Below are 12,782 nucleotides of genomic sequence, written 5' to 3'. Positions count from 1 at the left end.
ATGAACGAAAGCCAGATCGATCTCGCGCACACGGTCGCGCTCGGATCGATCGGCGACGAGGATCAGCGCGCCGTGCAGGAGCTACTCGACAGCGGAGACACCGCACTGCGCGCCGCCTTCACCAGAGAAGTGCAGCAGACCAGGGACGCGCTCGCCGAATTCGCTTCGGTCGCCGCAACCCCACCACCCGTGTCACTGCGTGATCGACTGCTCGCCGCGATTATCGAAGACCAGACCACCCGCACACCGCACCCCTGCGGGAGCAATCACCGCGGCCGTTCCGCGACCGACCACTGACACTCCGTCCCGGCCTTCTATAGGCCCCACGGCGCCCGCACAGCGGCGACGGGGTATGCGAGGCCGGATACGCGCTCAGAAAAGGCAACGGGCCGTTCACATCCATGGATGTGAACGGCCCGTTCGCCTGAACCGACTCAGTGCGCGTGACCGTGGTGGTCCTGGGCCGGCTCTTCGGCCGGCTTCTCGACCACGGCGCTCTCGGTGGTGAGCACCATGCGGGCGACCGAGACGGCGTTGAGGACCGCCGAGCGGGTGACCTTGACCGGGTCCACGACGCCGTCGGTGACCAGATCGCCGTAGGTCAGGGTGGCGGCGTTGAAGCCGTCCTTGCCCTCGGTCACCTTGCTGACCACGACCGCACCGTCGACACCGGCGTTGGACGCGATCCAGTACAGCGGCGCCGACAGCGCCTGGCGCACCACATCGACGCCGATGGCCGCATCGCCGGTCAGCGACGCGCGCAGCTCGCCCAGCTTCGCCGCGGCCTGCACCAGCGCGGTGCCGCCGCCGGGCACGATGCCCTCCTCGACCGCGGCCTTGGCCGCGCTGACCGCATCCTCGACGCGGTACTTGCGCTCCTTGAGCGCGGTCTCGGTGGCCGCGCCGACGCGGATGACCGCGACGCCGCCGGACAGCTTCGCCAGCCGCTCCTCGAGCTTCTCGCGATCCCAGTCGGAGTCGGTGTTCTCGATCTCGGCGCGCAGCTGCGCGGTCCGGGCCGCGATATCCGCCTGGGTGCCCGCACCCTCGACGATCGTGGTGTTGTCCTTGTCGACCACCACGCGCCGGGCCTTGCCGAGCTGATCCAGGGTCGCCTCACGCAGCGTGATGCCCAGATCCGGCTCGATGACCGTGCCGCCGGTGACGACGGCCAGATCCTGCAGGAACGCCTTGCGGCGGTCGCCGAAGAACGGCGCCTTCACCGCGATCACCTTGATCGTCTTGCGAATCGCGTTGACCACCAGGGTGGACAGCGCCTCGCCCTCGATGTCCTCGGCGATGATCAGCACCGGCTTACCGGATTCGGCGATCTTCTCCAGCAGCGGCAGGAAATCCGGCAGCGAGGAGATCTTCTCCCGGTGCAGCAGGATGTAGGCGTCCTCGAGGGCGGCCTCCTGCTTATCGGGGTCGGTGACGAAATACGCCGACAGATAACCCTTGTCGAACTGCACGCCCTCGGTGACGACCAATTCGGTGTTCATGGTGGAGGATTCCTCCACCGTCACCACGCCGTCCTTGCCGACGACGGTCAGCGCCTTGCCGACCATCTCGCCGATCTCGGGGTCACGCGAGGAGACGGTGGCCACCTGCGCGATGGCCTGCTCGCCGGAGACCGGCTTCGCGGCGGCCAGCAGCAACTCCGAGACCGCGTCGGCGGCCTTGCTCATGCCCTGACCCAGGCCGATCGGGTTGACGCCCGCGGCAAGGAGTTTCAGGCCGCCCTTGATCAGCGCCTGCGCCAGCACGGTGGCGGTGGTGGTGCCGTCGCCGGCGACGTCGTTGGTCTTGGTGGCGACGCTCTTGACCAGCTGCGCGCCCAGGTTCTCGAACGGATCCTCGAGGTCGATCTCGCGGGCGATCGTCACGCCGTCGTTGGTCACCGTCGGCCCGCCGAAGGCCTTGGCCAGCACGACATGCCGGCCGCGCGGGCCGAGCGTGACCTTCACAGCGTCGGCGAGCTTGTCGACGCCGCGCTCCATCGCACGACGAGCCTTCTCGTCGAACTCGATCTGCTTTGCCATGTGTTGAGTCCTTGTGTGGGAGTTGACGCGAACTGCCCCGACACCCCATGTGGGGGCACCGGGGCAGGGCCGCTCTAAGAGTGGGTCCCGGCCTGCGCCGGGACGATCGCGCCGGGCGCGATCACTTGCTGACGACGGCCAGCAGGTCGCGTGCGGACAGGATCAGGTACTCCTGGCCGTTGTACTTGATCTCGGTGCCGCCGTACTTGCTGTAGATGACGACGTCGCCCTCGTTGACGTCCACCGCGATGCGGGTCACGCCGTCCTCTGCCACCCGGCCCGGACCCACGGCGATGACGGTGCCCTCCTGGGGCTTCTCCTTCGCCGTGTCGGGGATAACCAGGCCGGAGGCGGTCGTCGTCTCGGCCTCGTTGGCCTGGACGAGGATCTTGTCCTCGAGCGGCTTGATGTTCACGCTCGCCACGTTGAGCCCTCCACTTTTCGGGAATTCGGTCGTCCGGGGCTGTTCCCCGGACTCACGGTTTCGGTCATGGTGTTGACCCTCTGCGCATAGCCCCGTCGTCGCGGGTGCCGGGACCCCTGCTCAGTGGTCAAGCTGGCAATCTGAGCACATCAGTGCCACTAGCACTCTATACATGAGAGTGCCAGCACTCAAGAGTGGGTGGTGCGCAATGGCTTCGCTTCGCCCGGCGGGGTTTCCGGGGTGGCCTCGTCGGGGCTCGGTCTGAAAATACTGTGCGCCTGACCAGTACGAACGGCTGTCCAGCGAGCGCAAATGGCACAAAGGCGACACGCGTCAAGTACGTGGCAATCGATCGGAAAAAACTGTAACGTTCGGGTAACGGATTGTGACAGTATGGACGACGGCTCCGTGATGTTGCGGCCGATGCAGACTCCGTGCCCCGCCGATGCTTCCTCACTCCGTCCGCTGAGCATTTCGACAACCGCTTCACCCTATTGCGCGACGCCCCTCGCGCATGCCTGAGATCGAGAGCAAGACCGCAAGTGATCCCCGGATCCGCCGCTCGGGCCATCCACGCGGAGGTTGGTTGTGTCCGTTCGAGATGGTCGGCGACAGGTGACCATCCGCTCGAAGGGAGGTGAACATGCGAACATCCCTCGGCGTCTCCGCCGGGAACGAGGTGGTGTGCTCGGCATTGGTCGGCACGGCGCCGAACGGCTCCCAGAGCTTCGACTACCGAGTCGTGACGGCCGACGTGGCGCATTCCGATCTCGGTGATCTGGTGGTGTCCTCGATCGAGCTGATGACCACCCAGATGCCCCGCGATTTCCTGCATCCCGTGCCCACCCACAGCGGAATCCCGATGTCGCGCACCGACGCCATCGTCTCCGCGCCGGGCGCGGTCGCCGTCGCCTACCGCGACCGAGAGCAGGCCGTGGCCATCCGCGCGGCCATCGGGCGGCAGCGGCGCGATGTGCAGCTCATCCCGGAAAGTACTGCGGCCCTTGCCTATCTGCGCCATACGGGGCTGCTCGACCGCTACGACACCGTGGCCGTCGTCGACCTCGGCGCGTCCGGTATGAGCGTCACCGTGGCCGATCTGGCCGACGATACGGTCCTGCGCGGCGAGCGCACCTCGGCGATCAGCGGCGGCGCGGTCGACGAGCTGATCTATCACCATCTGCTCGACTGTCACTTCGCCCGCCGCGGCACCCGGCCCAATCGCGGCATGCTGATCAATCGCAGCCGCGCGGCCAAGGAACATCTGTCCATCGCGCCCGCGGTGACCATCGATCACGTTGCGGGACAACCGCTCAAGCTGACCCGCGCCGATTTCGAGGAGCTGGTGGCGGATCTGCTGCGCGACGCCGCCGCATTCGTCTCCGGCGTATTCACCCGTGCGCCGAAGTATCCGCAGGCTGTCGCCGTGATCGGCGGTGGCGCCAACATTCCGGCCGTGATCGGCGCGCTCGATCAGCTGCTCGAGGTCCGGGTGCATACCGTGCCCGAGCCGGAGGCGGCGATCGCGAAGGGTGCGGCGCTGATCGCGGATTCGGCGCAGCCGTCGCCGTTTCCGGCGATCGGACTGGGTAACGAGAGCTCGGCGAGCACCTTCACCAAACTGATCGGCACGCTGGCCGGTGCGGTCGTGGTGGTGGGCCTGGTCGTCGGCTACGGCGTCAAGGAATTGGTGCCCGCCGCCAATCACGATGTCAGCCCGGCCGGTACCACCGATACCGCACAGCTCAGCACGCCCGCACTGCCGACGACCACACCGAGCGGACCCATGCCCGCCACCTCCGGTCAGAGCCAGACCGGTCGCCGCTCGGCCGATGCCACCACACCGCCCTCGGCCAGCGGCCAACCTCCCACGAGCAATACCGGTCGCCCACAGACCACTATCGGCCCGCCGCTGCGCCCGGACCCGAACCTCCCCCAGATCCCCCTGCCGGACCTCCCCCGCCTCCTGGGCCCGTTGCTGGGCACCGCCACCGAGGGCCAGGAACCGACCCGCACACCAACCGTTCCGCGCGCGAACTCAGGCTCCGCGGACCCGGCCCCCATCCGCCCCGCCGACTGAGTTGGGGTACTCGGGTACTCGCCGGATCCCCTCGACGAATCGGGCACCCGATCCGATTGCACCGCAAGATCACCGGCGATGTCAGCGGATCTGGCTCGTCGAGACCGGCAGGCCCGGGTCGGTGGCCACGGTCAGGGGCGACGGTTTGGCGCCACCCGCGATGACGTGCGCGCCCAGGGTCGCGATCATCACGCCGTTATCGGTGCACAGGCGGGGTTGGGGGATGCGCAGGGTGAGACCGGCCGCCGCGCACCGCTGTTCGGCCATCGAGCGAATCCGGGAGTTCGCGGTCGCGCCGCCGCCGAGGACCAGGGTGTCGACGCCGACGTCCTGGGCGGCGCGGATCGCCTTCATGGTGAGCACATCGGCGACCGCCTCCTGGAACGAGGCCGCGATATCCGGGATCGGCAGCGCACCGTCCACGCGCTGGATGCCCTCCACATAGCGCGCCACGGCGGTCTTCAATCCGGAGAAGGAGAAGTCGTAGCGCGAATCGCGCGGACCGGTCATCCCGCGCGGGAAGGCGATGGCATGCGGATCGCCGTGCGCCGCGGCGGCATCCAGTGCCGGGCCGCCCGGGAAACCGAGATCGAGCAGGCGCGCCACCTTGTCGAACGCCTCCCCCGCCGCATCGTCGACGGTGCTGCCCAGTTCCACGATCGGCTCGGCCAGATCGGTGACATGCAACAGATGGGTGTGCCCACCCGAGACCAGCAGCGCCACACATGCGGACATCGGACCGTGTTCGAGGGTGTCGACGGCGACGTGGCCGCCCAGATGATTCAGCGCGTACAGCGGGATATCCCAGGCCGCCGCATAGGCTTTCGCGGCCGCGACGCCGACCAGCAGGGCTCCGGCCAGACCCGGTCCGATGGTCACCGCCACCGCATCGGGTTTGGTGACACCCGCTACCGACAGCGCGCGCCGCATCGCGGGCACGATCGCCTCGAGATGTGCGCGCGAGGCGATCTCCGGCACCACACCGCCGAACCGCGCATGCTGATCCACGCTCGAGGCGACCTCATCGGCGAGCAGCTCACAGGTGCCGTCGTCGCGCCAGCGGACGATGCCGACTCCCGTTTCGTCGCACGAACTCTCGATGCCCAGCACGATCATGACAGCACCTCGGTATCCTGCCCGACACCCGCGTCCGGGCGCGGGAATCCGCTCATCGCGGGGCGGCGCATGGTGAACGCGTCGGCGCCGCTGGGCTGGTAGTAGTTCTTGCGCAGCCCGATGATGTGGAAGCCGTGCTTCTGATAGAGCGCGATGGCCGCGGCGTTATCGGTGCGCACTTCCAGGAATACGGGCCCGCCGCGGCGGCCGGCCTCGACCAGCAGCGCCCGCAGCAGCAGCGTGCCCAGACCGGCTCGGTGGCATTTCGGATCGACGCCGATCGTATGCACCTCGGCCTCGGGATGTTCCTGTGTGCCCAGCAGGGCGATTCCGGCGTAGCCGAGCATGCGGCCGGATTCGTCGCGGGCGATCAGATAGCGGTTGTGCGCGCCGGCCAGTTCGGAGTGGAAGGCCACCTCCGGCCACGGATCATCCTCGGGGAACAGCAGTTTCTCGAGTTCCACGCAACGCTCGATATCGGCCGGACCCATCGGTTCGATGTGGATGTCCGGCCGGATCTGCCCGCTCATACCGTCGCCTCACTACCGTTCGGCGACGACAGTGTGCCTGTGGTCCGCACGTTCATCGCACCGCCTGATAGCTGCGTTCGACGGCGTCGGGGCGGCGCAGATACAACGGCTCGAGCGCTCCGGGGGCGCGGCCGGCCAGCAGATCGGCGGCCGCGCAGGCGACCAGTCCGGCCGGGGACGGCGTCTCCACCGGCAGGACGGGCAGGTCGAAAAGGTCAACATGCGAGGCAGATCCGGCGATCACGGTGGCCTCACCGGCATCCAGATCGTTCGGCTTGCAGACGCCGGGGCCGTCGACGCGGCCCGCGCTGCGGTAGCGGGCCCAGTACACCTCGCGGCGGCGGGCGTCGGTGACCACCAGCAGTTCGGCAGCGGCGTCGGGGATCTCGCGCCAGGCGTCGGCGGCGATGGCGTCCAGACTGCATACGCCGTGCACGGGCAGGCCCAACGCGTCACCGAACGCGGCCGCGGTGGCCATGCCGACCCGCAGCCCCGTGAACGGGCCCGGCCCGGTACCGACGACGACCGCATCGAGCTCGGTCCGGGAGCGGCCGGCGGTCTCCAGGCAGGCGAGGATCTGCGGTGTGAGCACCTCGTTATGAGCGCGCGCGTCCACGGCCACCCGGGAGGCGAGCGTATGGAGGGCGGCCTGCTCCAGTTCCACCAGTCCTGCTGTAACGGCAGGTGTCGCGGTGTCGACAGCAAGTACAAGCATGATTGTCTTTACGATACCGGTTGGTCACCTGCCCGACGGCACCCCCGTCACGGCACCGTCGGCGCATCTGTGCCACCACCCGATCACCGCGTAAACCCACGGGCCTGCGGGTTCGTCACACCCGCGTTCCTCCGGTGTTCAGCATCACATGGGCTGCCGCACAGGGGCCCTCGACTCCGGGCCCTGGGGGCCCGGAGTCGAGGGCCAGAGGAGAGCCGGGGCCTGAGGCGAAAAGCAGCCGCCGGAAATGGGTATGGCATCCGAGACCTAGGGCTGGAGGCGGGGGTATCCGAGAGCTAGGGGCTGGAGGCGGGCGTATCCGAGACCTGGGTCCGAAGACAGGGACAGCCGAGAGCCAGGGCTAGAGGCAGGGGCAGCCGAGACCTGGGACTGGGGGCGGCGGGGCGGGGTGGGGTTAGGTGTGGGCGATCCATTCCCAGGTGGCGGTTCGGGTGTCGGAGTCGGGTTCGCGGTGGAGGTGGATTCGGAGGTGGCGGTCGGTGAGGTGTTCTACTACGCCCAGGCCCCATTCGACGACTACGACGGCCTCGTCGAGGTCGGTGTCGAGGTCCAGGGCGTCGAGTTCGTCGAGGTGGCCGCCGAGGCGGTAGGCGTCGACGTGGACAAGAGGGATGGCGCCGGGGTGGGTGCCCGCGCGGTGTTGGCGGGCGATGATGAAGGTGGGGGAACTGACTCGGCCCTGGACGCCGAGACCGGCTGCGATGCCGCGGGTCAGGGCGGTCTTACCGGCGCCGAGGGGGCCATCGAGCACGATCAGATCGCCGGCGCGCAGTTCGGCGGCCAGCTCGCGGCCCAGGGCCTCGGTGTCCTCGACCGTGGGCAGTATCCGCTGCTCAGCCATGCAGGGCCTTTCGTCGGGCGCGGCCCAGGGCGCCGCTGCGGACCAGCAGGCGATCCAGCGCGGCGTTGACCAGCTCCGGATACTGCAGATGCACCATATGGGCGGCGTCGGTGACGCGGACCAGATCGGCGTCGGGCAGTTGCCGGGCCAGGGCCAGGGAGTTGCGGTACGGGATCACCAGATCGTGCACACCGCCGAGCACCAGCGCCGGCAGCGGCTCGAGGGTGGACAACGCGGCCGATTCGTCGTGCCGCTGAAGGGCTTTCAGGAACTTCATGATCGTCGCGACCGGGGTCTGATCGATCATCGCGGTGGTGAACCGGGACAGGGTCGGGCTCACATCCCCGTGAAACGAGCTGACGTGCAGGATCGGCGTGATGATCTGCCGCGCGATGACCCGGCCCGCCTGCGCCAGCGCGGGCGCGGCCAGCACGGCCGCGCGGAAGCCGTCGATCGCCGGATTGCGCAGCAGCTGCGCCACTCCCGTGGAGGCGACCTCGGCGGCCGCGGTCGACAGCAACGCCACCGCGCGCACTCGCTCGGCGAACAGCCGCGGATCCTGTGCCGCGGCGGCCAGAATCGCCATCCCGCCCATGGAATGTCCGACCAGCACGAGCGGTCCGCGCGGCGCGCACTGGGCGATCACCGCGGTCAGATCACGCCCCAGTTGCGGCACGGTGCAGCTCTCGTCGCTCGGCGCACCCGATCGGCCGTGTCCGCGCAGGTCGAAGAACAGCAGCCGAACCCGGTCGCCCCAGGTCCGTTCCAGATCGCGGCGCTGAAAGTGCCAGGACTCCATGCTGTTACAGAAGCCATGCACGAAAACGACCGTGGCCACTGGCTTTTCGCCGGAACACTCGCGCACCGCCAGCGCCACCCCGTCCTCGGCGGTCACCGTATGCGCGCGATCGCGCTCGAGCAGGGTGAAATCCTCCTCGCGCAGATCATCCCGGCGTGCCGGCCAGCGCACGGCCGCACCCACCCGACGCAGGGCGTGCGCGACCGCCAGCGCGCCCAGCACTCCGGCGGTGGCCATGCCGCCGCGCCGCACGGTGGCCCGAAAGGCTTGCGGCTGTTCATTTTTCACTCACTGCCCCCTTGTTCCGGATCCCCCGCATAGCGTCGCACGACCCGGCCGCGCGGGGAACAGACGATCTCGTAGTTGATCGTGCCGAGCAGATCGGCCCAGTGCTGCGGATGCGGCTCGCCGGGGCCGAACAGCACGGCCGCGTCGCCGGGGCGCACCTGGGCCGGATTGTCACCGAGGTCGAGCACCAGCTGATCCATGGAGATCGTCCCGACGCTCGGATAGCTGTGCTCGCCGATGCGCACCGCGATGCGCCCGGTCAGCGGTCGCGGCACGCCGTCGGCGTATCCGGCGAGGACCAATGCGACGGTGGTATCGCGCGGGGCGATCCACCGATGCCCGTAGGACACCCCCTCACCCGCCGCGACCGGTTTCACCAGCGCCACCCGCGCGCGGAAGGTCATGGCCGGGCGCAGGCCGTAATCGGAGATCTGCGGCATGGGCGAGAGGCCGTACATGGCGATGCCGGGGCGGACCATATCGAAGGCCAGATCCGGACGGGTCAGTGTCGCAGGGGAATTCGCCAGATGGACGAGCTCAGGCTGCAGGCGGTACTGCTTGGCGGCGGCGATGGCGTCGAGGAACCGGTCACGCTGCATATCGATCGACGGATGTCCCGGCTCGTCGGCGCAGGCGAGATGGGAGAACATCGCGCGGAACCGCACGGCCTGTTCGGCCACCAGCTCCTGCAGCAGCTCCAGCACCTGCGGGTATTCGGCGGCGGAGATGCCGTTGCGGTTCATGCCGGTATCGATCTTCAGCGTCACGGTCGCTGTCCGGCCGACGGTCCGGGCGGCGTGCTCGACCGCGCGCAGCTGCTCGGCCGAGGAGACGCCGATCTCGATATCGGCGGCGACCGCGGCGGCGTAATCGGCGTCACGGGTGTTGAGCCAGCTCAGGATCGGCGCGTCGATGCCGGCGGCGCGCAGTTGCAGCGCCTCGTCGATGTTGGTGACCCCGATCTCGGCGGCCCCCGCCGCCAGCGCTGCCCGGGCGACCCGCACGGCGCCGTGGTTGTAGCCATCGGCCTTGACCACCGCCATCACCGCGGCGTCCCCGGCGTATTCGCGCAGAATTCGCACGTTGTGCGCGATGGCGTTCAGGTCTACGACGGTCTCCACCTGCGGATCGGCACTACTCACGCTTACCGATCCTGCCACTTGTGCCCGATCGACACGTACGGGCGTCGGCCGGAAAGGCCTTGCTTGGAGTGCGCTCCAGGTGCGTAGCGTTGCCGATGAGATCCACACGACATGAAAGAAGGACGTATGAGCAAGGTCTGGTTCATCACGGGCGTGTCGCGAGGGTTCGGACGGGAATGGACGCTGGCGGCGCTCGAGCGCGGTGACCGCGTGGCCGGGACCGCGCGCGATATGAGCACCGTGGACGATCTGGTCGCCGAGTACCCCGACACCTTCCTTCCGCTATCTCTCGATGTGACCGATCGCACGGCCGATTTCGAGGCGGTGCGCCGGGCCGCCGAGCATTTCGGGCGGCTCGACATCGTGGTGAACAACGCGGGCTACGGGCAGTTCGGCATGATCGAGGAATTGAGCGAGGAGGAGGTCCGCGCGCAGCTGGAGACGAATGTCTTCGGGGCGCTGTGGATCACCCAGGCGGCGCTGCCGATCCTGCGGGCCCAGGGCAGCGGGCACATCATCCAGGTGTCGAGTATCGGTGGTATCAGCGCGTTTCCGAATCTCGGCGCCTATCACGCCTCGAAGTGGGCGCTGGAGGGCTTCTCCCAGAGCCTCGCCCAGGAGGTCGCGGGCTTCGGCATCCATGTCACCCTGATCGAGCCCGGCGGCTTCAGCACCGACTGGGCGGGCCCCTCGGCGAGCCACAGCACCGAGAACCCCGCCTACGACACCCTCCGCGCGGAACGCGACCGTTTCCGCAACGCCCAGCGCCGCGGCGAACCCACCGCCACCCGCACCGCCATCCTCACAGTCGTCGACGCCGACGAACCCCCACTGCGCCTGTTCCTCGGCGCATCCCCCCTGCCGATCGCCACCGCCGACTACGAATCGCGCCTGGAAACCTGGCGCAAATGGGAGCAGGTCTCCCTATCCGCCCAGGGCGATTGACCCCGCCCTGACGAGGCCGATAGGGGGTGCGGCCCCATAACCGCACCCCCGCACCCGGCAAACCTTCCTGGCCTCCAAGGAATCTCCCCATCCGGCCCATCAAGCCAATCCCCAGCGGCCAAGAGATCGCCTCGGCTACCAGGCCAATCCTCCAGCGCCAAGGGGCCTCCCGCATACATCAAGCCAATCATCCTCGGCTGCAACAGAACCCACTTCAATAGCTCGGGCCCATCCCTGTCCCTGTCGCTCTGCCACCAGGCAATCCCTCCGGCCGCCAAGGAGGCCAGCAGACCAACCCTCCTCGACCGCAACAGAATTCACTTCAACGGCCGGGCCCATCTCTGTCCCTGCCGCTCGGCCGCCAGGCCGAGCGGCAGGGTTGGTCACGCGAGGTCGGCCAGGGCGCGGAGGGTTTGGATGGCGGGGCGGATGTGCTGGAGGAGGGGGGTTGCGGAGATCGGGGCGCCGGGGCCGGGGGTGGCGTGTGCCGCGAGATTGGCGGCGAGAGAATGGATTCGGGCGGCGGAGGCGGCGGACCAGGCGGGGTCTCGGCCCGCGGCCAGTAGTGCGCCGATGATGCCGGAGAGGACGTCGCCCGCGCCCGCGGTGGCGGCCCATGAACCGCCTGCCTCGTTGACCAGAACCGGATGTCCGGGGGTGGCCACCAGCGTGGCACGGCCCTTGAGTAGCACGGTGACTCGCCAGTCCTCGGCCAGCTTGCGCACGGCCTCGACTCGGTCCGGACCGGGCTCGTGGCCGGTGAGGCGGGCGAATTCGCCGGCGTGCGGTGTGAGGATCGTGGGGGCGCGGCGGTCGGCGACCAGACTCGGTTCGGCGGCCAGCAGGGTCAATCCGTCGGCGTCGACAACTACCGGCAGGCCGGTGGACAGGATCTCCGAAAGCCGTTCGCGGGCGGCGTTATCGGTGCCCGCGCCGGGTCCGAACACCCAGGCCTGCACCCGGCCGGACTTGGACACCGACTGGGCGGCAATGACTTCCGGGAAGTGGGACAGCACCTCGTCCGCACCGGTCCCGGCGTAGCGAACCATGCCGGAGGTGGCCGCCACCGCGCCGCCCGTGCACAGCACCGCGGCCCCGGGATACGACGCACTGCCCGCCCAGATCCCGGTGACGCCCTGGGTGTACTTGTCGTCGTGCGGCCCGGGTATCGGCCACTGTTCCCCGATCGAAGCGGGTTCCAGGGCAGCAAGATTCGGGTCGGTCAGGCGTAATCCGATGGGCACCAATTCGATTCGACCGCACCAGGGTGCGGCCAGCGCATGCACCGGCTTGTAGGCACCGAAGGTGACGGTCACCTCGGCCCGCACGGCCGGACCATCCACGGCGCCGGTGTCGGGATCGACTCCACTGGGCAGATCCGCCGCCACGATGGGAACCCGAACCGCCGCAACGAGTTCCGCGGCCCGGGGACGCAGCGGGCCACGCCCGGAGATACCGACGATCCCGTCGACCACCAGATCCGGCTCCCCCAGATCGTCCCGCACCCGGCCGCCGGCCCGCCGCAGCGCCGCCAGCCCTCGCATATGGGCGCGCTCCGGCGACAACAGCACCGCCGATACCGCGACCCCCCGCCGCCGCAGCATCGAACCGGCCCACAGCGCGTCCCCGCCGTTATCCCCCGATCCGACCAGCAGCGTCACCGCCCGCCCCGCCACACCGCCGGTCCGCTCCCGCAGTTCGGCGGCGACCACCGTGGCCAGCCCGAAGGCCGCCCGCCGCATCGGAACGCCGTCGGACACCCGCCCGAACAGCTCCGCCTCCGCCGCTCGCACCTCATCGGCGGTGAAGTATCCGCGCACAGCCATAGCTCGCAGACTA

The 12,782-nt window shown here is 69.1% G+C and carries 12 protein-coding genes; 3 read left to right on the top strand and 9 right to left on the bottom strand.

The features are described from left to right. Positions 1–297: a hypothetical protein gene (locus tag ACIA76_RS08865; RefSeq protein WP_397150163.1), complete on the top strand. Its 297-nt coding sequence runs from the start codon at positions 1–3 to the stop codon at positions 295–297. A 137-nt stretch (positions 298–434) separates the two neighbouring features. Here the strand turns inward: ACIA76_RS08865 and groL are convergent, their stop codons facing one another. Together groL and groES are read right to left on the bottom strand one after the other, a co-directional pair. Further along, positions 435–2,042 (bottom strand): chaperonin GroEL, encoded by a 1,608-nt coding sequence (gene groL / locus ACIA76_RS08860; RefSeq protein WP_397150161.1) that lies wholly within the window; start codon positions 2,040–2,042, stop codon positions 435–437. A gap of 121 nt (positions 2,043–2,163) precedes the next feature. Next, a complete protein-coding gene (gene groES, locus ACIA76_RS08855) occupies positions 2,164–2,466 on the bottom strand; it encodes a co-chaperone GroES (protein WP_397150159.1) in 303 nt (100 codons plus the stop codon). Positions 2,467–3,109: 643 nt separating this feature from the next. On the opposite strand from groES, the gene ACIA76_RS08850 reads away from it, so the two are divergent. Next, a complete protein-coding gene (locus ACIA76_RS08850) occupies positions 3,110–4,546 on the top strand; it encodes an Hsp70 family protein (RefSeq protein ID WP_397150157.1) in 1,437 nt (478 codons plus the stop codon). Positions 4,547–4,627: 81 nt separating this feature from the next. Here ACIA76_RS08850 and tsaD read toward each other — a convergent pair whose 3' ends face one another. The 6 genes from tsaD to alr all read right to left on the bottom strand — a co-directional run bounded on the left by tsaD (position 4,628) and on the right by alr (position 9,998). Then, positions 4,628–5,662, bottom strand: a complete 1,035-nt coding sequence (gene tsaD, locus ACIA76_RS08845) for a tRNA (adenosine(37)-N6)-threonylcarbamoyltransferase complex transferase subunit TsaD (RefSeq protein ID WP_397150155.1) — start codon at positions 5,660–5,662, stop codon at positions 4,628–4,630. Then, positions 5,659–6,192, bottom strand: a complete 534-nt coding sequence (gene rimI / locus ACIA76_RS08840) for a ribosomal protein S18-alanine N-acetyltransferase (RefSeq protein ID WP_397150152.1) — start codon at positions 6,190–6,192, stop codon at positions 5,659–5,661. Before rimI ends, tsaD begins: the two co-directional genes overlap by 4 nt. Positions 6,193–6,244: 52 nt before the next feature. Next, entirely contained in the window at positions 6,245–6,907 is a 663-nt protein-coding gene (tsaB, locus tag ACIA76_RS08835; RefSeq protein WP_397150150.1) for a tRNA (adenosine(37)-N6)-threonylcarbamoyltransferase complex dimerization subunit type 1 TsaB, read from the bottom strand. Positions 6,908–7,322: 415 nt separating this feature from the next. Beyond that, positions 7,323–7,769 carry a tRNA (adenosine(37)-N6)-threonylcarbamoyltransferase complex ATPase subunit type 1 TsaE gene (tsaE, locus tag ACIA76_RS08830; protein ID WP_397150147.1) on the bottom strand — a complete coding sequence of 149 codons (447 nt, stop codon included), beginning with the start codon at positions 7,767–7,769 and terminating at the stop codon, positions 7,323–7,325. Further along, a complete protein-coding gene (locus ACIA76_RS08825) occupies positions 7,762–8,805 on the bottom strand; it encodes an alpha/beta fold hydrolase (protein ID WP_397150694.1) in 1,044 nt (347 codons plus the stop codon). Before ACIA76_RS08825 ends, tsaE begins: the two co-directional genes overlap by 8 nt. Before the next feature lie 47 nt (positions 8,806–8,852). Beyond that, positions 8,853–9,998 (bottom strand): alanine racemase, encoded by a 1,146-nt coding sequence (gene alr / locus ACIA76_RS08820; RefSeq protein WP_397150145.1) that lies wholly within the window; start codon positions 9,996–9,998, stop codon positions 8,853–8,855. A 126-nt stretch (positions 9,999–10,124) separates the two neighbouring features. On the opposite strand from alr, the gene ACIA76_RS08815 reads away from it, so the two are divergent. Continuing rightward, entirely contained in the window at positions 10,125–10,943 is an 819-nt protein-coding gene (locus ACIA76_RS08815) for an SDR family oxidoreductase (protein ID WP_397150143.1), read from the top strand. Positions 10,944–11,326: 383 nt separating this feature from the next. Here the strand turns inward: ACIA76_RS08815 and ACIA76_RS08810 are convergent, their stop codons facing one another. Then, positions 11,327–12,763 carry an NAD(P)H-hydrate dehydratase gene (locus tag ACIA76_RS08810; RefSeq protein ID WP_397150692.1) on the bottom strand — a complete coding sequence of 479 codons (1,437 nt, stop codon included), beginning with the start codon at positions 12,761–12,763 and terminating at the stop codon, positions 11,327–11,329. Between the last annotated feature and the right edge of the window lie 19 nt (positions 12,764–12,782).

The sequence above is a fragment of the Nocardia sp. NPDC051570 genome, from assembly GCF_044454005.1.
Classification (GTDB): domain Bacteria; phylum Actinomycetota; class Actinomycetes; order Mycobacteriales; family Mycobacteriaceae; genus Nocardia.
The sequence above is the reverse complement of the archived record's forward strand: the minus strand, read 5'-3'. Positions and strand labels throughout refer to the sequence as shown.